An 18,944-nucleotide genomic window follows, 5' to 3' on the forward strand; every position below is an offset into this window, starting at 1 on the left:
CGACCGAGTTCAGAAACCTGTTTTTGCTTTCTGTGCACGAACGCGATCCGCTGGCCGCTGAAATCGCGGCATTGGGATGGCGGGTCCATTCTGCCCGCAGGCTGGATAATCTGGGAGCCCGGTTTTTCTCGGCCGGTGCAATGATTGCGGTGATCGATGTCCGTCAAGCCGAGCCGGAAGGCTTGAAGGCTATTGCCGAGCTTTCCCGCACGGCAACCGAGAGCGGGATTGCGATACTGGCGCTGGCGGACAGCAGTCAAAGCGCGGAAATTATCAGGCAATGCTACGATGCCGGTGCAACCCATTATCTGGATTTTGCCGATGCCGGCGCGAATCTCGAACAGTCGATCAACTATGCGTATCGCTATGTTGAAAACTTCCGAGGCGGAGCTGAGCGCGCTAGTCACGAACAGTCCTTGATGACGTTTGCGGATTTGCAGTGGTCGATGACCGTCGGGCCCACCAGGGAATATTGGATAAGCGACAGTCTGCTCGCCGCAGCCGGAGACATTGATTTCGAGCGCTATCCTGTGACTGGAGTCTATCGCTCGCTGTCGCAGGAAGAGCGGTCCCGCGCGCGCGGGGCCCTGGGGCGACTGCGAGACGGAGCAAGGCAGGCGGCGGTGCCGCACCGGTTTAACGGCCGATCTGTCATCCATCATTTGCACGAGGCCGATGGTGTGATTTCCGGTAGAATCGAATATCTGGCAAATAATGGCGAGGTTGAGGACTGGACCGGGCGGGATCTGCTTTCGGGGCTACGCAATACAACATCGGCCCGCAGCTGGATCAAACGGCAGCTGGAAGATGGCAACCAATTGACGCTGGTGGCGATCGGTATCAAGAATTTCCGCATGATCAACGCGGCTTTTGGACGCAATGCCGGGGACCAGCTGCTCCGGATTGTGGGCCATAAGCTGATGGATCAAACCCATCGTGAATATGCGGGAGCACAACTGGTAGCGCGTCTCGCCGGCCAGAATTTCCTGATCGCACTCGCCAATTTCCAGACCGGCAAGATTTCCGAATTTGTCAATGATCTGATCAGCAATATTTTTGACGATCTGCAGCTGGAGGGAAGGCCGATCAATCCCGTTGTTCGGGCAGGGGTTGCGATTGGTGATGGCGATTCCAGTGAGAAAACATTGATCAGAAAAGCCGTGCTGGCGCTTGCCGAAGCAACCGCTGCAGACGCTCTTCCGATCAATTTCTCCACCATGTCGGAAGCCGATGTCCATCTGGAGGAGGAGCTGGAAAACCAGTTACCCGGAGCGATGAGCAGGGGGGAGATCGTCATTGTCTTTCAGCCGCAAATAAAGGTTGCTACCGGAGAACTGGTCGGGGCTGAGGCATTGGCGCGATGGGAACATCCCGAATATGGGTTGCTGGGAGCCTCCACCTTGTTTGCCGTGGCCGAGCGGGCTGGACTGATGGATTCGCTGTCGTCCCAGATCCATAGGCAAGCCTTGACACTGGCTGCCAGTTGGCCGGAAAGTATCGGTTTCTTGCGGCTTTCACTGAATGTCACCGCGGGTGATCTGGCGGCAAAAACTTTTGTAGACGATATGCTGGAAGAGATCGCTGCAGCCGGCTTCGAACCGGGCCAGCTGACTCTCGAAATCACTGAATCAGAACTGATAGGCAATTTGTCGGCTTCGGCGGATAAATTGCATCAATTGCGCGCGGCTGGCATTTGCATTGCGATCGATGATTTCGGCACCGGATACAGCAGCCTGTCCTATCTCAAGGAGCTACCGGTGGACTATCTGAAGATCGACAGCGGCCTGACCGGAGATATCTCAGGCTCTCCCAAGGATCAGGTTGTCGTGCGCTCGATAATCGACATGGCGCATAGCCTTGATCTCAGTGTGATTGCCGAAGGAATTGAAACCGAATCACAGCTGGATATTCTGGCTGAACAAGGTTGCGAGTTTTTTCAGGGTTTCCTGCGATCCGGTGCGTTGTCGCCGGACGAGTTCGAAGCCTTCGCCTTGCGCAGCAACTAGGCCGATACCCGTTGCGCCAGTTTTGACAGTCCGGTGGTAAGCTGCGTGAGGCCATGCAGGCGGGATTTGGGATCGCGCCATTTGCGTTCGATGAACAATTTGTTGTCTGGCCGGATCTTGGCGGTCCCCTTCAGCCGCTCGACATAATCAAGCAGACCTGGAACATTCGGGAAACTGTCATTGTGGAACGTGACCAAAGCCCCGCGCGGACCCATTTCGATCTTGGAAATCCGCGCTTTCACGCAATTCATCTTGATATGCATGAGCTTGAGGAGATTGTCGGTCTGGATCGGCAGGTCGCCGAAACGGTCGATCATTTCCGCGGCAAAAGATTCGATTTCCTGCAGGGATTTCAGTCCGTTCATACGGCGATACAGTCCCATCCGTAGCGATAGATCCGGGACATAGGCCTCCGGGATCAGGATCGGCGCGTCTACGGTGATCTGTGGCGAGAAGCTGTCGGTCGCTGCTTGCAGGCCGGATCCTTTGGCTTTGGCTTCCAGAATAGCATCTTCGAGCATCGACTGGTAAAGTTCGAAGCCAACTTCCTTGATATGCCCGGATTGCTCGTCGCCCAGCAGATTGCCGGCACCGCGAATATCCAGATCGTGGCTGGCGAGTTCGAAACCGGCGCCAAGACTGTCGAGATCACCGAGGATTTTGAGTCTTTTCTCGGCCTTTTCGGTAATAATCCGGTCTTTCGGCGTGACCATATAGGCATAAGCGCGCGTTTTAGAACGCCCGACCCGGCCCCGTAGCTGGTAAAGCTGGGCTAGACCGAAACGATCGGCGCGGTGAATGATCAGCGTGTTCGCGCTGGGAATATCCAGCCCGCTCTCCACGATCGTGGTTGAGAGCAGCACGTCATAATTGCGGTCGTAAAAAGCAGACATCCGCTCTTCCACGGTTGCTGGCGGCATCTGCCCATGTGCCACGACATAGGTCAGTTCGGGGGCATGTTCCTTGAAGAAATCCTCGATATCGGCAAGGTCGGCGATGCGAGGAACAACCACGAATGACTGGCCGCCACGATAATGTTCCCGCAGCAGCGCTTCGCGCAGCGGAACAGGGTCCCATGGCATGACATAAGTGCGCACGGCCAGCCGGTCGACGGGCGGAGTCTGGATAACCGACAGTTCGCGCATGCCGGTCATCGCCATTTGTAATGTCCGCGGAATCGGCGTGGCGGTTAGGGTCAGGACGTGCACATCCGCCTTCATTGCTTTGAGCCGTTCCTTGTGGGTCACGCCGAACCGTTGTTCTTCATCGATGATGATCAGGCCGAGCCGCTCGAACCCGATTGATTTGGCGAGCAGGGCGTGGGTGCCGATGACGATGTCAACGTCGCCGCTTGCCAGACCCTCCTTGGTCTTTTTGGCTTCTGCTGGAGAAACCAGACGAGACAATCGACCAATTTTGATCGGGAAGGGCCGGAAACGTTCTTCGAAATTGTTAAAATGCTGACGCGCGAGCAAAGTTGTCGGGGCAATGATTGCGACCTGCATGCCCGCCATGGCAGCGGCAAAGGCCGCCCGCATTGCCACTTCGGTTTTGCCAAAGCCGACATCACCACAGACCAGACGGTCCATCGCCTTGCCGGACGCCATGTCGCCGAGGACTTCCTCGATTGCCTGCTGCTGATCATCGGTTTCCTGATAGGGGAACCGGTCGACGAAGCCGGCCATTTCACTGGCTTCCACACGGGCCGGTGTCGCCGGTTGCAAGGCACGGGCCGCAGCGGTTTTCAGGAGTTCATGGGCAATCGCGCGGATACGTTCCTTGAGCTTCGACTTGCGCCGCTGCCAGCCTTCGCCGCCAAGCTTGTCCAGCACCACGCTGTCGCCACCTTCGCCATAGCGGCTGAGAACATCGATGTTCTCGACGGGGACATACAGCTTGTCGCCGCCGGCATATTTGAGGTGGACGCAATCATGCGGGCTGTCGCCGACCGGGATCGAGACAATGCCTTCATATAGTCCGATGCCATGTTCGAGATGGACCACCAGATCGCCCAGGCTGAGCGCGGACAATTCTTCGATGAAGGCATCGCTGCTTTTGCGCCGTTTGGATTTGCGAACCAGCCGGTCACCGAAAATATCCTGTTCGGTGAGCAAAGATAGGCTTTCTGACCGGAAGCCGGAAGACAAGGGCAATATCGTCAGCGCTATGGCGGGGGCAGCCGAGAGACAGGCATTCCAATCATCGCAAAGAACGGCTCCCTTGACGTCATGGTCTTTAAGAAGGTCAAATATACGCGCGCGCGAACCCTTACTATAGCTCGCAACTATCGCAGTCGTTCCGGCTTTTGTCAGACTGTTGAGATGGCTGCCCAGTGCCTGATAGATATTCTCGTTGCGCGCCCGTTCGGGGGAAAAGTCGCGGGGAGAAGATACCGCCATCGACATCACCGTGTCCGATTCCGGTTCGTCAAATTCGCTCAGGGCGTGAATAGGAGCGTCAATTTCGCGGCTTCGCCATTCTTCCGGCGTCAGGTACAACATCTCGGGCGGCAGCGGGCGGTAGCTCGACAAATTAGCCCTGTCGGCTTCAACACGGTTCTTGTAATAATCTGCAATAGCGACAAATTGCGCTTCTGCGGCGGCAGTGACGGCGGTATCCCGCAGGATCAGACAATCGTCTCCGACATAATCAAAGATCGTCGCCAGCTTGTCTTCTAGCAGCGGCAGCCAGTGCTCCATGCCCGCCAGCCGGCGTCCGTCCGAGATCGATTGATAGAGTGCGTCGCTCGTCGCAACGGCCCCGAACAGATCGCGATAGCCGGTGCGGAAGCGGGTGATGCTTTCGGCATCCAGCAGAAACTCCGATACCGGCAGCAGTTCCAGACCACCGATATTGGCAACCGTCCGCTGATCGGCCGGATCGAACTGCCGCAAGGTCTCAATCTCGTCGCCAAACAGGTCGATGCGAATGGGCAGTTCCGCTCCGGGTGGAAACAAGTCGATCAAGCCTCCGCGGGCGGCAAATTCACCGCTGTAGGCGACTGTATCAACCCGGACAAAGCCGTTGGCGTAGAGAAAGGAGATTAGCTTTTCCTGCTCGACCACGGTACCGGGCGCGAGGCGGGTGACCAGTTCCTGGGTTCGTGATGGTGCCAGCACGCGCTGGGTTACCGCGTTGACCGTGGTGATTACCAATTGTGATCCCGTGGAGGGCAGCGCCAGCCTTGCCAGAGCAGCCAGCCGGTCCGAGGTGATATGAAGCGCCGGAGAAGCCCGGTCATAGGGCAGACAGTCCCAAGCCGGAAATTCGATAATGTCCAGTTCGGGGGCAAAGAAACGGGCGGCTTCGACAATTGCGCTCATCGCCGCGTCGTCGGTGGCGATGAACATCGTCCGCCTGTTCGATGCGGTTGCAATTTCCGACAGGAACAGCGGGCGGTAGCCAGCTGGCACACCGGCGACGGTCATGCTCCTGGTTGAACTTGATAATCTATCTAAATGAGACACTTGCGATCGCTTTTGGGCTCAGAATTGGAAGGTTATTTTGTGGCATCAATAAAGTCGAGCTTCCGCATATTATCCATTTGCGGGCCTTGGAAAGCCTGAGGCACGGGAAGGGTGCCGATCGCCCAGGCCATGACATCCACATCGTCTTCCACGAGCAGCCGTTCGAACCATTCGATCTCCTCGCCGGACCAGTCCGGACTATAGCGATCAAAGAAGCCGCCGATCAAGAAATCGGCTTCACGCGTTCCGCGATGCCAGGCGCGAAATTGTAGCCGTTTGAGCCTTGTCTCGCGATCCATATTTACTGCTCCAACTTGGCTGGCTTATTGAGCCAGCGGGGGTATAAAGGCGGATAGACATGCGGCCCGAGATACTCAATCCATTATTTGGCGAAACCCAGTCGCTCAAGGGCATCGGCAAGGCTTTGGCCAAGCCGCTCGAGAAGTTGCGACTGACCCGTATCAAGGATCTGCTCTATCATCAGCCGAGCTACTGGATGCGTCGAAAGCGAGTTGATGAACTTGACGAAGTCGATGTTGGCGAGACGATCATTATCCAGATTACCCCGGTCGACTATCGCACCGGCGGACCGCGCAGCCCGCTGCGGGTTCACGCAACGGACGAGGCAGGCAATTATATCAGCTTGACGTTTTTCGGACGCAATCCGGCATGGCCGAAGAAGCTGCTGCCGCTGGGTAAACCTAAGATAATCTCGGGCAAGCTCGAACGCTATGGCGACGAACTTCAGATGGTGCATCCCGACCAGATCCTTGAACCCGAGCAGGGCGACAATATTGCGGTACTAGAGCCGATTTATCCGTTGGCCGACGGGCTCGGAAATGGACGAATGAAGCAGCTGGTCGAGCAGGCGCTAGCGCTAGCTCCGGACCTGCCGGAATGGATAGAACCGAGCCAGCTGGCGGCCAAAAGCTGGAAGAATTGGAAGCATGAAATTCAATCTGTCCATCGAACGGAAAACGAGGGGAACAGCGACCGTCTTGCCTATGACGAGATATTTGCCAACCAGCTGGCTTTCATGCTGGTGCGTGCGGACAACCGGGCCAAGAAAGGCATCCCCGTTCAGGGAGACGGCAGGCTGCGTAAGCAGCTGAAGCTGCCTTTTGATCTGACCAACTCCCAGCAACGCTGCATCGCAGAGATTGAAGGCGATCTCGGTCAAAGCGCTCCGATGCTCCGGCTGCTGCAGGGCGATGTCGGTTCCGGCAAGACGCTGGTCGCGCTGATGGCATTATTGTCGGCGGTGGAAGCCGGATATCAGGGCGCATTTCTGGCCCCGACAGAAATATTGGCGCGGCAACATTTCGAGAGCCTGCAGAAACTGTTGACCGGCCTACCGGTCAATATCGCAATTCTGACCGGTCGCGACAAGGGCAAGGCACGCGAAGCAACACTGATGGGTCTGATGGACGGGTCCATCCACATATTGATCGGTACCCACGCGATATTCCAGGAGCATGTGAAATATAAAAATCTTGCTGTCGCGGTCATTGATGAACAGCATAAATTCGGTGTTTCCCAGCGCCTTTTGCTGACCCAGAAAGCGGACCGCACACCGCATCTGCTGGCGATGACCGCCACGCCCATTCCGCGCACGCTGACCCTCAGCCAATTTGGCGAAATGGATGTGTCGCGGATCGATGAACTGCCCCCGGGGCGGCAGACTATTGATACCAGGGTGATTTCTGTCGGGCGTTTGCCCGATGTGGTTGACGGGCTGGCGCGCCATATCGGCTCAGGCGGTCAGGCCTATTGGGTCTGCCCGCTGATCGACGAAAGCGAGAAAAGCGATCTGGCTGCGGCGGAGGAACGCGCTGCCACTCTGAAGGCGCGCTTTGGTGATCAGGTCGGTCTTGTTCACGGCCGGATGAAAGGCCCCGAAAAAGATCGGGAGATGGAACGCTTCCTGCGGAACGAGATCAAGGTGCTGGTCGCTACCACCGTGATCGAAGTTGGCGTTGATGTACCCAATGCCAGTCTGATGATCATTGAAGCGGCCGATCGTTTCGGGCTCGCGCAATTGCACCAGCTTCGCGGTCGCGTCGGCCGGGGTAGTGTCAAATCGAATTGCCTGCTGATTCGCGGCGATACGCTCAGCGAAACGGCACGCGCGCGACTCAGCCTGATGCGGGAAACCAATGATGGGTTCCGGATCGCAGAGGAAGATCTCCGATTGCGCGGGGCAGGTGAGCTGCTCGGGACCCGGCAATCCGGAGACGCCGGCTTTCGCGTGGCAACGCCGACACAGGTCAGCGAGTTTATCGGAGCGGCCACCGATGATGCCCGGCTGTTGCTTGACCGGGACGGAGGACTGGCCAGCGAAAGAGGGCAGGCGGCGCGCATTGCCCTTTATCTGTTCGAACGAGACTGGGGCGTCGGTCTGTTGCGCAGTGGATAGAGCCTATTGGCCGTTGATCTTGTCGAGCATTGCGTAGAAATCCGGCTCCCGGATGACTCGTTCGAATTTGAAGCCATGGCGGCCCTGATGAGACCAGACCAGATAGGCTTCGATTCGACCGGCGACCGGCAGGCGAACGGTGACCCGGTCGCCCTTTTCCATGTCTATCGGGTCGGCCAGCATCATGCCGTTTGCAGAAATATTGGCGATCCGGACCTGGATTTCACTATCAGGCTGCACTTCGCAGACGGTCTCGAAGTCGACCGAAAAACGTGTGGCGCGACGCATATCTGTGGCTGTTTGAGGTGTTAGACCGTTCATTCGCAGCGAGCTCCATAGATGGTTCATCGCAACCATAACGGTCGATCAAAAATAATTGGTAAATGACCTCGTCGGTGGGCCAAGATTCTCGCGCGGTCAGGCGCTGCGAAGCAAACCGTGTTTTTTCCTGCCGGCGGAAATCTTCCTGTCGCCGTCGGCCAGATCAACCATTGCCCCCGCGTCCCGCACGGGATCATCATCAATTCGCGCGCCACCACCGGCCACCAGACGTTTGGCTTCGCCCTTGGAGGCGCAGAAGCCGATTCCGACAAGCGCGTCCAGAATGGAAATCTCTCTGTCCGCTACCTCGAAAACAGGCAAATCGTTGCCGGCAGTGCCTTGCTCGAATGTCTGCTGCGCGGTCTTGGCGGCATCCGCTGCCGCGCTGTCACCGTGCGCCATCGCGGTGGCGGCATCAGCCAATAATTTCTTGGCTTCGTTGATTTCAGACCCTTCAAGCGATTCCAGTCGTGCAATTTCTTCCAGATCAATGTCGGTGAACAATCGCATGAACTTGCCGACATCGCGATCATCGGTGTTGCGCCAGAATTGCCAGTAATCATAGGGCGACAGCCGCTCGGCATTCAGCCAGATCGCGCCGTCCACGGATTTGCCCATCTTGGATCCGTCCGCTTTCGTAATCAGGGGCGTGGTGACTCCGAACAGTTCGGCTCCTTCGATCCGGCGACCGAGTTCGACGCCGTTTACAATATTGCCCCATTGATCGGAACCACCGAGCTGCAATTTACATCCATATTGCCGCGATAACTCGACAAAGTCATAGGCCTGCAGGATCATATAGTTGAATTCCAGAAACGTAAGCGGCTGTTCGCGCTCGAGTCTGAGTTTGACAGAGTCAAAGGTCAACATGCGATTGATCGTGAAATGACGGCCGATGTCCCGGAGGAACGGGATATATTCGAGTTGGCCAAGCCAATCGTCATTATTGACCATGATCGCATCGGTCGGACCGTCACCAAACGTCAGAAAATTTTCAAAACAGCCGCGAATTTTGGCGAAATTCGACGCGATACCTTCATCGTCGAGTATCTTTCGCATTTCGTCCTTGCCTGACGGATCGCCGATTTTTGTGGTCGCGCCTCCCATCAACACAATCGGTTTGTGTCCGGCCTGCTGCAGCCGACGGAGCATCATGATCTGGACCAGATTGCCGACGTGCAGGGAATCGGCGGTAACATCAAATCCGATATAGCCGGGAATGATGCTCTTCGAAGCAAGCGAGTCCAATGCTTCGGCATCGGTTAACTGGTGGATATAGCCGCGATCATTCAGTAGACGCAGGAGATCGGATTGATAATGGGTCATGGATTGGTCCGTTACATGGGGACAACGAAAGTCGCAATATGCGTTTGAACTTGCAAAGCCATCCCGCGACGCCGGTTTCGGCAATAGAGGGAATAGCAGTCCAATGGTCGATGGCAAAGACCGGTACGATATGGTTGCGATATCATGTCTCCGGAGAGGCCGGGAAAATAAAACTGCCGGATGATCTGGAGCAATATGCACGGGCGGACAATTTATGGGAAACCACCTGTTTCGAACTTTTCCTCGGCGAGCCGGCGGCCGAGCAATATTGCGAATTCAATTTTTCTCCGTCGGGCAACTGGGCGGCTTATGGGTTCGACCGCTATCGGGCCGGGATGAAGCCGCTCATCCTGTCAAAAACGCCCGAGATTCATATCGATTTCAGCGACACGCATATAGCGCTCGAAGCCACGGTGGCATTGCCGGACCCATGGGTAGCACCCGTACTCGACGCCGGTCTGTCGGCTGTGATCGAAACGCAGGATGGAGAGAAATCCCTCTGGGCTTTGGCGCATCCCGGCGCTAGGCCGGATTTCCACCACCGGGATGGTTTTACGCTCAAAATGGAGGCAGCGGAAGGTTGATGAAATTCGGAATAGACAGGCTGATCGAAAACGCCGAACTGCGCCGGCCGCTGGCGGGCAAGCGGATCGCATTGCTGGCGCATCCGGCTTCGGTAACATGCGATCTGGTGCACAGTCTCGATGCCTTGTCCGCTCTGGACGATATCAACCTGACCGCCGCCTTTGGTCCCCAGCACGGTCTGCGCGGAGACAAGCAGGACAATATGATCGAGTCGCCCGATTACAACGATCCGATCCATAATATTCCGGTGTTCAGTCTCTATGGCGAAGTGCGCCGGCCGACGGCGGAGTCGATGGAGAGTTTTGACGCGATCCTGATCGATCTACAGGATCTCGGTTGCCGGATATACACGTTCATCACCACCCTGCGTTATATGCTGGAAGCCGCAGCAGAGCATGGCAAGACCGTGTGGGTGCTGGACCGGCCCAATCCTGCCGGAAGACCCGTCGAGGGCACGTTGCTGGAAGACGGATGGGAAAGTTTTGTCGGGGCAGGGCCGATGCCGATGCGGCACGGGCTGACCATGGGCGAAATGGGATGCTGGATGATCAGCCATTTCGATCTCGACGTCGACTATCGGGTTATCGAGATGCAGGGCTGGCAGCCCGAAGGCCCGGGATTCGGCTGGCCGGAAGATCGCATCTGGATCAATCCCAGTCCCAATGCACCGAATGTCAATATGGCGCGCGCCTATGCCGGGACGGTGATGCTGGAAGGCACGATGCTGTCCGAAGGGCGAGGCACGACACGTCCGCTGGAGCTTTTCGGTGCGCCGGATATCGATGCGCGCTCGGTGATGGCGGCAATGCGGGACATGGCGCCGCAATGGCTCGAGGGGTGCCTGTTGCGGGATATCTGGTTCGAACCGACCTTTCACAAGCATCAGGGCCTGCTGTGCAACGGCGTCCATATCCATGCCGAGGGACCGGCTTATGACCACTCCGCATTCCGGCCATGGCGACTGCAGGCTCTGGCATTGAAGGCAATCGGCAAACTTTACAGCGGCTATCAGCTGTGGCGGGATTTTCCCTACGAATATGAGAATGATAAATTGGCGTTCGATGTGATCAACGGCGGTCCGTCATTGCGGCAGTGGATCGAGGCTCCCTCGTCCATTGCAGCCGATCTGGATGCGATAGCGGACCCCGATGAAAATCAGTGGCACGAACGGTCAAAAGAGTTTTTTCTCTACTGACTATGCTGCACTGCAACATATGCTTGCAATCAGTCCGGAATCTGGTAATTGGCCGCCATGTTACCGAGTAAAGAGTTTTTCGAAGGCGTTGCGCTGAAAAAATGCGTCACTGCTACTTATAACAACACGGCCTTCAAGCTGGCGCCCCATATCCTCTACACCCGTCACGACGAGATGCATGTCGATGCGGTGCCGCTGGAAAAAGACGGTCAGCCGCCACGTGAGATCAAGCTGGCAACGTTCAAGCTTGCCGGGCTGAAGGATGTGCTCGTCGAAGATCAGCATTTCGAACGGTCCGATGTTTTCGAACCGCAGGCCGAAAAATACGACGGAACGACGCTGCTCGCAATCGAAGACTAGCGATCAGCCCTGTTTCCGGGTCAATTCTTTCATCGCATCGCCCAGACCGTCCACCGTCAGCGGATACATCCGGTCATTCATCAGTTCGCGAATGATCTTGACGCTTTGGGAATAGCCCCACTGCTTTTCCGGTACCGGATTGAGCCAGGCCGCGGCAGGATAGGTGTTGGTCAGCCGGTTCATCCAGGTCACCCCGGCTTCTTCATTAAAATGTTCGACCGATCCGCCCGGATGGGTGATTTCATAGGGGCTCATCGATGCATCGCCGACGAAGATCAGCTTATAGTCATGGCCATATTTGTGCAGCACATCCCAGGTGTTGGTGCGCTCGGAAAAGCGGCGGCGATTGTCTTTCCACAGGCCTTCATAGGGGCAGTTGTGGAAATAGAAAAATTCGAGATTTTTGAACTCGCTGGTCGCCGCGCTGAACAGCTCCTCACAAAGCTTGATGAACGGATCCATCGACCCGCCGACGTCGAGAAACAATAGCAGCTTCACTGCATTGTGCCGTTCCGGGCGCATGTGGATGTCGAGCCAGCCCTGTTTGGCCGTACCATTGATTGTCCGGTCGATGTCGAGCTCGTCGGCAGCCCCTTCGCGGGCAAATTTGCGCAACCGGCGGAGCGCGACCTTGATATTGCGCGTGCCCAGCAGCTTGGTATTGTCAAGATTCTGGAACTCGCGCTTGTCCCAGACCTTGATCGCTTTCTTCTGACCGCCTTCGCCGCCGATCCGCACGCCTTCGGGATTATAGCCCGAATTGCCGTAGGGCGATGTGCCACCAGTGCCTATCCACTTGCTCCCGCCTTCGTGGCGTTTCTGCTGTTCCTCGAGCCGCTCTTTCAGCGTCTCCATGATTTCTTCCCAGCTGCCGAGCGACTTGATCTTCTCCATCTCTTCTTCAGACAGATATTTCTCGGCAACCGCTTTCAGCCAGTCGAGCGGAATATCTTCTTCCTGGGTGCCGTAGGAAGTTTCGATGCCCTTGAAGACTTTTGAAAACACTTGGTCAAAACGGTCGAGCAAGCCCTCGTCTTTCACGAAGGTTGCGCGCGACAGATAATAGAATTCCTCTGGACTGCGCCGGATAACGTCTTTCTCAAGCGCTTCGAGCAGAACCAGATGTTCCTTGAGCGACGCCGAAATACCGGCGGCTCTTAGTTCGTCCATGAAGTTGAAGAACATCGTATCTGCCCTTGCTTAGCGTGCTTCGCGTTTCGCCATGAAAGCCAGGCGCTCGAACAGCATTACGTCCTGCTCGTTCTTGAGCAGCGCGCCGTGCAGAGGCGGGATCGCCTTGCTGCTGTCGGAGGATTGCAGCGCTTCGAGTGGCATGTCCTCGTTGAGGATCAGCTTCAGCCAGTCCAGCAGTTCGCTGGTGCTGGGCTTCTTCTTGAGGCCGGGAACGTCACGGACATCGTAGAAAATGTCCATTGCCTTCTTGACCAGAACACCCTGAATGTCAGGGAAATGGACATTGATGATGTCTTGCATCGTCTCCCGGTCCGGGAATTTGATATAATGGAAGAAACAGCGGCGCAGGAAGGCGTCCGGCAATTCCTTCTCGTTATTCGAGGTGATGATCACGATCGGCCGTTCCGTCGCCTTGACGGTTTCCTTAGTCTCGTAAACATGAAATTCCATGCGGTCGAGTTCCTGCAGCAGATCGTTCGGAAATTCGATGTCGGCCTTGTCGATCTCGTCGATCAACAGAACGGGGAGTTCGGGAGCGGTGAAGGCCTCCCACAGCTTGCCCTTGCGGATATAGTTGGAAATATCGTGTACACGCTCATCGCCCAGCTGACCGTCGCGAAGCCGCGCGACCGCGTCATATTCATAGAGGCCCTGATGGGCCTTGGTGGTGGATTTGACGTTCCACTCGATCAGCGGGGTCCCCATCGCCTTGGCGATTTCATAGGCCAGAACCGTCTTGCCGGTGCCCGGCTCGCCCTTGACGAGGAGGGGGCGCCGGAGGGTCATTGCGGCATTGACAGCAACCTTCAGATCATCGGTTGCAACATAGTCTTTGGTGCCGTCAAAACGCATGATATTCTATTCCTTGCCTTAATAGTCAAAGCAAAGGCGATAGGGAAAACTACCGTTCCAGGCAAGTTAATCATTTAGTTAATTTATTCGGGAATCCGCAGGGGGATTAGCGGGAAAGCCGCATATTCCGGCGCGCTTCCAGTAGTTGCCACAGTCCGCGATGCTGGTTGAGCAGCTGTTCGGCCCCGAAATTCAGTGCTCTTTCCAGGGCCGGTGTCGCGGCCAGATCTTCGCTGAGCGCGGCTGTCTGTTCCACATTCGGCAAAATGGAAGCGCGTGCTTCCACGCCGATGCGCAAGGCAATCTGTTCCAGAATATGTCTGATGCAATGCCAGTCCGCCACCAGGGCAATGGCCGCTCCGATTGCACAACCGGCGCGCTCCGACTGAGACAGCATATCCAGCGCCTTCCGCTGGCCCAGCACCGCGGCATTGCTCTGGTCATCAAGGCTCACACCCGAAATCGGGCCGGCGGCGACGGTCAATTTTGTCAGCAAGGCCCGTTCAGCAGCAAAGCCGTCGGTCGCCTGGATTAGCCATTCCCGCGCTGCATCATCGACCGTCTTGGTCGCCGCATGGTCGATGACACCGGGATGGCGTCCGTGCAAAACGCACAGGAAATGCACGATATCGGCAATATCAGCCCCCGACAGCTGGGATAGGTCTTCACCCATCAGCTGGACATAGGGAACGGCGTCGCTGCCATAAGTGTCGATCAGGCCAGCGAACCCTGGCTGTCTCACCAATTGTGCGTTTTGTCCTAGCATCGCGTTTCCGATATCCGAATGAAGTTACGAAAATGCCCGAAGCATTCTCAACATTCTTGGAATATACCAACGATACCTAAAGAGTAGGTTTACCGGCTGTTAGGGATTTACAAACCATAGCAGCCCGGTGCGACCATCCGGTTCTACTGGTCCAGGAAACTCCGCATTTTGCGACTGCGGCTCGGATGCTTCAGCTTGCGCAAGGCCTTGGCCTCGATCTGGCGGATACGTTCGCGGGTAACGCTGAACTGCTGGCCGACTTCCTCGAGCGTATGGTCCGTGTTCATGCCGATCCCGAAGCGCATGCGCAGCACGCGTTCTTCGCGCGGGGTCAGGCTTGCCAGCACGCGCGTTACCGTTTCCTTCAGATTGGCCTGAATTGCCGCATCGACCGGAATAATCGCATTCTTGTCCTCGATGAAATCTCCGAGATGCGAATCTTCTTCATCACCAATCGGCGTTTCGAGAGAGATCGGCTCCTTGGCGATTTTCATCACCTTGCGGACCTTTTCCAGCGGCATGGAAAGGCGCTCGGCCATTTCTTCCGGCGTCGGTTCGCGGCCCTGCTCGTGCAGAAACTGGCGGCTGGTGCGGACCAGCTTGTTGATCGTTTCGATCATGTGAACCGGAATACGGATGGTCCGCGCCTGATCGGCGATCGATCGCGTGATTGCCTGGCGAATCCACCATGTCGCATAGGTGCTGAACTTGTAACCACGGCGATATTCGAACTTGTCGACCGCTTTCATCAGGCCGATATTGCCTTCCTGAATGAGATCAAGGAACTGCAGGCCGCGGTTGGTATATTTCTTGGCGATCGAAATCACGAGGCGGAGATTCGCCTCGACCATTTCCTTCTTGGCGATACGCGCTTCGCGTTCGCCCTTCTGGACCATATTGACGATCCGCCGGAATTCGACCAGCGACGTGCCGGTCGCGTTGGCGATGTCGGAAATTTCCGTCCGGATACGGTCGACGGCATCGGCTTCCTTTTCGACAAAGGCCGCCCATTTCTTGTCGACTTTGGCCATGCTTGCCAACCAGTTGTCGTCAAGTTCGTTGCCGATATAGCTATCCAGAAACGCGCGCCGCGGTACCTTGTGACGTTCAGCCAGCCGCAGCATTTGTCCGCCCAGCGTCGTCAGGCGCCGGTTGAACGAGTAGAGCTGGTCGACCAGAAACTCGATTTTATTGGCATGAAACTGCACGCTTTCGACCAACGCGGTCAATTCCTCGCGCAAATCGTGATATTTCTTCTCCGAAGCGGCCGGAAAATCCTGACCGGCCGCTAGCGCTTCCAGCCTGGTCGTCTGCAATTTGGAGAATTTCTTGAACACCGACGTGATCAGCGCGAATTTTTCCAGCGCGTCGGGCTTCAGCGCTTCTTCCATCTGGGCGAGGGAGAGGGTATTGTCTTCCTCTTCTTCCTCGACCACACGCTTGGCACGGCGTTCGGTCAGCCCGGCTTCATCATCATCTTCGCCGTCGGCCGATTCCTCGTCTTCGACCTCGTCATCGTCCTTGAAGGACGGCCCGGCGGTTTTTTCGCTGATTTCACCATCATCGTCATCTTCCGCGTCTTCCAAGTTCTCCGGAACCGGATCCTTGGAAAGCATTGCGTCAAGGTCGAGAATTTCGCGCAGCTGCATTTCGCCGTCGTTCAGCGCGGTGGACCATTCAATAATCGCGTTGAACGTCGTCGGGCTTTCGCACAGGCCCCAGATCATGGTGTCGCGGCCGGCTTCGATCCGCTTGGCAATGGCAATTTCGCCCTCGCGGCTGAGCAGTTCGACTGCACCCATTTCGCGCAGATACATGCGGACGGGATCGTCGGTGCGGTCACCGGTCGCTTTTTTCGGAGCGGCGGCTGCGGATTTCTTGTCCTTGTCCTTGCCGTCGATCGACTCGACTTCGTCACCACCCATTTCCTCGGCGGCTTCCTCGTCATTCTCGACGATGCGGACGCCCATTTCGGAAATTGCGGACATCACGTCCTCAATCTGTTCATTCTGATCCTGGGGCAGGGCCTCGTTCAGCTCGTCAATCGTCAGATAGCCGCGCTTTTTCGCCTTGGTGATCAGCTTCTTGATCGCGCTGTCGTTGAGGTCGATCAACGGTTCGTCTTCGGCTTTGGTATTTTTCGCTTTGCTTGCCAATGGCTCAGGCCCCTAATTAAAAACTATATTGTGTCGTCGATCTGGGTCAGTTCGACCAACCGCTCGTGAAATAACTGCTTCGCTTTGCGAAGGCGCTGCTGCTCGGCATAACTTTCTTCCGTAAGATCATCCTGCACCCGCCGCGTCGCCTCTGCCAGGGCCGCTTCCAGTCCGGGGCGCGCGGTCACCACTTTAATCGCTTCTGCCAAATCCCGATGTGCCCGTTCGATCAATAGCGAAGGGGCATCGTCTGGCAGTTTGCGGTTGAAAGTGAAATTCAGCGCATCGGCCCGTAACAGCCCTTTTGCGACATTATAACAATCTGTCTTCTCCAATATGGTAAGAAGGCCCTGCATATCAAGCGTTTCTTTGCGCATGGCGACATTGATCAGTTCGCCGAGCAGGGACTGCATTGTCGAATCGGCCAGCCGGATCGCGCTGAGCTCCTCGAAATGGCTGGAAATCCGGCAGGGATGGCGGATCAGGCCACCCAATATGCCCTTGGCGATTTGCAGGTCATAGCCTTCGACCAGGAAGGATTTGGTATCGTCGGTCGGTTTGTAGGAAATGAACTTCGAGGCGAATTTGCGGTTTGCATTTTGTGGACGACGCGCTTCGTTACGGTTGTCCTTTCTGGCGAAGAATGTCTCCTGATAGCGATCGTCGAACGCTTGCCGATAATGCTGCGCGATATCCTGATTGGCGATAGCACGGACATGGTCGGACAGACGCTTTTTCAGGCCCGCCTTGGTTTCCGGCGTGTTCAGCGGTTCGGCATCAAACTCGACCCGCCAGATCTTGTCGTCGAGCGTCTGGGGGCGGGCGATCAGGGCGGCAAAGGCCTGTGCGCCTTCCGAGCGGATCAGGTCATCGGGATCCTGACCGGCCGGCAGGGAAATGAAGGTGAGGCTGTGCGAAGGGCGCAAGATGGGCAGGGCGCGCACGGCTGCGCGCATCGCCGCTTTTTGCCCGGCACGGTCTCCGTCAAAGCAGAGGATCGGCGCCTCGACCATCTTCCAGATGCGTTCGATCTGATGCTCGGTCAGCGCGGTGCCGAGCGGCGCAACCACGTCGTTAAACCCGGCCTGTGCCAGGGCTATGGCGTCCATATAACCTTCGACCACCAATATCCGTCCGGTCTGGCGCGAAGCGGGCGAGGCCTTGTCGAGATTGTAGAGCGTCCGGCCCTTGTCAAACAGAGGCGTGTCGGGGCTGTTGAGATATTTCGGCTCGCCGTCGCCCAATATCCGGCCTCCAAAGGCGATCACCCGGCCGCGAGGATCGCGGATCGGGATCATCAGACGGCCGCGAAACCGGTCATAAGGATCCTTGCCGTCGACCTTGATCAGCAGTCCGGCCTCGATCAGCCGGTCGAGGCCATGTTTCGACAGGGCATCCTTCAACTGTCCCCGCGAATCGGGAGAGAAGCCAAAACCGAATTCGCGGATCGTCTTTTCCGAAATGCCGCGGTTCTTCAGATAATCCCGCGCCGCCGCGCCTTCGGCGCTGTTGAACCGGTCGACAAACCAGTCCTGCGCTGCCGCCATGACGTCATGCAGCGTGGCCCGGACCTCCTGTCGCTGCGCCGCGCGGGGATCGGGGGCAGGGACTTCCATCTGCGCTTCGGCGGCAAGATCCTTGACCGCATCCATGAAGCCAAGGCCGCGCTGTTCGGTCATCCAGCTGATCGCATCGCCATGGGCCCCACAGCCGAAGCAATGGTAGAAGCCTTTCTCGTCGTTGATTGTGAAACTGGGAGTCTTCTCGTTATGGAACGGGCAGCAGGCCTTGTACTCCCGGCCGGCTTTCTGCACTTTCACGGTCCGCCCGATCAGCGTCGACAGCGTGACGCGGGATCGCAGTTCTTCGAGCCATTGCGGGGTGAGGGTCATAAATCCCCCTCCCGCCTGCGGGAGGGGTTAGGGGTGGGCATATCAGCGAGCACGCGCTCAATCCGCCCGACCACACCCTCAACATTGTTCAAAACATCATCATTTGTGAATCGAATGACCTTATACCCGTGCTTGACAAGAGCCCTTGTTCGCTTCGCATCATAGTCTTGCTGTGTCTCATGCGAATATCCATCGATTTCAATGATCAATCCCAGTTCGCGGCATAGGAAGTCTGCATAATAGGGCCCAACGGGCATCTGTCGGCTGAATTTTCGTCCACCAAGCTGCCGTTTCGACAAATATTTCCAAAGCTTTCGTTCAGCCGGTGTGGCTGCGTTGCGCAGGGACTTGGCGCGGTCGGTATTTCTTGGTTTGAAAACTACCACTGTTTTTCTTTTCAGTCCCACC

The 18,944-nt window shown here is 56.7% G+C and carries 15 protein-coding genes; 5 read left to right on the forward strand and 10 right to left on the reverse strand.

Annotated elements, in window-relative coordinates:
* Nucleotides 1-32: 32 nt before the first annotated feature.
* Nucleotides 33-2,006, forward strand: coding sequence for a putative bifunctional diguanylate cyclase/phosphodiesterase (locus tag BOSE62_RS03320; protein WP_236554139.1), 1,974 nt, complete (start codon nucleotides 33-35; stop codon nucleotides 2,004-2,006).
* Here the strand turns inward: BOSE62_RS03320 and mfd are convergent.
* Together mfd and BOSE62_RS03330 are read right to left on the reverse strand one after the other, a co-directional pair.
* Nucleotides 2,003-5,473: a transcription-repair coupling factor gene (gene mfd / locus BOSE62_RS03325; RefSeq protein ID WP_201295632.1), complete on the reverse strand. Its 3,471-nt coding sequence runs from the start codon at nucleotides 5,471-5,473 to the stop codon at nucleotides 2,003-2,005. The two genes, BOSE62_RS03320 and mfd, sit on opposite strands and share 4 nt — an antisense overlap.
* A 32-nt stretch (nucleotides 5,474-5,505) precedes the next feature.
* Nucleotides 5,506-5,772 carry an FAD assembly factor SdhE gene (locus BOSE62_RS03330; protein ID WP_159642059.1) on the reverse strand — a complete coding sequence of 89 codons (267 nt, stop codon included), beginning with the start codon at nucleotides 5,770-5,772 and terminating at the stop codon, nucleotides 5,506-5,508.
* Between the two features lie 59 nt (nucleotides 5,773-5,831).
* On the opposite strand from BOSE62_RS03330, the gene recG reads away from it, so the two are divergent.
* Complete coding sequence (gene recG / locus BOSE62_RS03335) at nucleotides 5,832-7,889, forward strand: ATP-dependent DNA helicase RecG (RefSeq protein ID WP_159642061.1); 2,058 nt, start codon at nucleotides 5,832-5,834, stop codon at nucleotides 7,887-7,889.
* A 3-nt stretch (nucleotides 7,890-7,892) separates the two neighbouring features.
* Here recG and BOSE62_RS03340 read toward each other — a convergent pair whose 3' ends face one another.
* Together BOSE62_RS03340 and tyrS are read right to left on the reverse strand one after the other, a co-directional pair.
* Nucleotides 7,893-8,177 (reverse strand): PilZ domain-containing protein, encoded by a 285-nt coding sequence (locus tag BOSE62_RS03340; protein WP_159642063.1) that lies wholly within the window; start codon nucleotides 8,175-8,177, stop codon nucleotides 7,893-7,895.
* A gap of 129 nt (nucleotides 8,178-8,306) precedes the next feature.
* Nucleotides 8,307-9,536: a tyrosine--tRNA ligase gene (gene tyrS, locus BOSE62_RS03345; RefSeq protein WP_159642065.1), complete on the reverse strand. Its 1,230-nt coding sequence runs from the start codon at nucleotides 9,534-9,536 to the stop codon at nucleotides 8,307-8,309.
* A 38-nt stretch (nucleotides 9,537-9,574) separates the two neighbouring features.
* Between tyrS and BOSE62_RS03350 the strand changes: the two genes are divergently transcribed.
* Genes BOSE62_RS03350 through BOSE62_RS03360 form a run of 3 tightly spaced genes read left to right on the forward strand, consistent with a single transcriptional unit; the run spans nucleotide 9,575 to nucleotide 11,676 of the window.
* Entirely contained in the window at nucleotides 9,575-10,120 is a 546-nt protein-coding gene (locus BOSE62_RS03350) for a DOMON-like domain-containing protein (RefSeq protein ID WP_159642067.1), read from the forward strand.
* Complete coding sequence (locus BOSE62_RS03355; RefSeq protein ID WP_159642069.1) at nucleotides 10,120-11,316, forward strand: exo-beta-N-acetylmuramidase NamZ family protein; 1,197 nt, start codon at nucleotides 10,120-10,122, stop codon at nucleotides 11,314-11,316. Before BOSE62_RS03350 ends, BOSE62_RS03355 begins: the two co-directional genes overlap by 1 nt.
* Before the next feature lie 57 nt (nucleotides 11,317-11,373).
* The gene (locus BOSE62_RS03360) at nucleotides 11,374-11,676 is read left to right on the forward strand and encodes a hypothetical protein (RefSeq protein WP_159642071.1); all 303 of its coding nucleotides are present in this window, start codon (nucleotides 11,374-11,376) and stop codon (nucleotides 11,674-11,676) included.
* 3 nt (nucleotides 11,677-11,679) lie between these two features.
* Here the strand turns inward: BOSE62_RS03360 and BOSE62_RS03365 are convergent, their stop codons facing one another.
* The 6 genes from BOSE62_RS03365 to BOSE62_RS03390 all read right to left on the reverse strand — a co-directional run bounded on the left by BOSE62_RS03365 (nucleotide 11,680) and on the right by BOSE62_RS03390 (nucleotide 18,943).
* Nucleotides 11,680-12,861 (reverse strand): vWA domain-containing protein, encoded by a 1,182-nt coding sequence (locus tag BOSE62_RS03365; RefSeq protein ID WP_159642073.1) that lies wholly within the window; start codon nucleotides 12,859-12,861, stop codon nucleotides 11,680-11,682.
* Between the two features lie 15 nt (nucleotides 12,862-12,876).
* Nucleotides 12,877-13,722, reverse strand: coding sequence for an AAA family ATPase (locus tag BOSE62_RS03370; protein WP_159642075.1), 846 nt, complete (start codon nucleotides 13,720-13,722; stop codon nucleotides 12,877-12,879).
* Nucleotides 13,723-13,828: 106 nt separating this feature from the next.
* Nucleotides 13,829-14,464 carry a DUF6975 family protein gene (locus BOSE62_RS03375; RefSeq protein WP_159642077.1) on the reverse strand — a complete coding sequence of 212 codons (636 nt, stop codon included), beginning with the start codon at nucleotides 14,462-14,464 and terminating at the stop codon, nucleotides 13,829-13,831.
* 167 nt (nucleotides 14,465-14,631) lie between these two features.
* Entirely contained in the window at nucleotides 14,632-16,644 is a 2,013-nt protein-coding gene (gene rpoD / locus BOSE62_RS03380; RefSeq protein WP_159642079.1) for an RNA polymerase sigma factor RpoD, read from the reverse strand.
* Between the two features lie 23 nt (nucleotides 16,645-16,667).
* Complete coding sequence (dnaG, locus tag BOSE62_RS03385; RefSeq protein WP_159642081.1) at nucleotides 16,668-18,536, reverse strand: DNA primase; 1,869 nt, start codon at nucleotides 18,534-18,536, stop codon at nucleotides 16,668-16,670.
* The gene (locus BOSE62_RS03390; protein WP_236553803.1) at nucleotides 18,533-18,943 is read right to left on the reverse strand and encodes an endonuclease domain-containing protein; all 411 of its coding nucleotides are present in this window, start codon (nucleotides 18,941-18,943) and stop codon (nucleotides 18,533-18,535) included. Before BOSE62_RS03390 ends, dnaG begins: the two co-directional genes overlap by 4 nt.
* Nucleotide 18,944 lies beyond the last annotated feature (1 nt).

It is taken from the genome of Sphingorhabdus sp. 109, from assembly GCF_902506555.1.
Taxonomy (GTDB): Bacteria; Pseudomonadota; Alphaproteobacteria; order Sphingomonadales; family Sphingomonadaceae; genus Parasphingorhabdus.

Coding starts and splice junctions, on each gene's coding strand:
- BOSE62_RS03340 (WP_159642063.1), bottom strand. CDS start 8,177: ATGCGTCGCGCCACACGTTTTTCGGTCGACTTCGAGACCGTCTGCGAA.
- BOSE62_RS03355 (WP_159642069.1), top strand. CDS start 10,120: ATGAAATTCGGAATAGACAGGCTGATCGAAAACGCCGAACTGCGCCGG.
- BOSE62_RS03360 (WP_159642071.1), top strand. CDS start 11,374: ATGTTACCGAGTAAAGAGTTTTTCGAAGGCGTTGCGCTGAAAAAATGC.
- BOSE62_RS03350 (WP_159642067.1), top strand. CDS start 9,575: ATGCGTTTGAACTTGCAAAGCCATCCCGCGACGCCGGTTTCGGCAATA.
- BOSE62_RS03370 (WP_159642075.1), bottom strand. CDS start 13,722: ATGCGTTTTGACGGCACCAAAGACTATGTTGCAACCGATGATCTGAAG.
- recG (WP_159642061.1), top strand. CDS start 5,832: ATGCGGCCCGAGATACTCAATCCATTATTTGGCGAAACCCAGTCGCTC.
- tyrS (WP_159642065.1), bottom strand. CDS start 9,536: ATGACCCATTATCAATCCGATCTCCTGCGTCTACTGAATGATCGCGGC.
- BOSE62_RS03330 (WP_159642059.1), bottom strand. CDS start 5,772: ATGGATCGCGAGACAAGGCTCAAACGGCTACAATTTCGCGCCTGGCAT.
- BOSE62_RS03365 (WP_159642073.1), bottom strand. CDS start 12,861: ATGTTCTTCAACTTCATGGACGAACTAAGAGCCGCCGGTATTTCGGCG.
- dnaG (WP_159642081.1), bottom strand. CDS start 18,536: ATGACCCTCACCCCGCAATGGCTCGAAGAACTGCGATCCCGCGTCACG.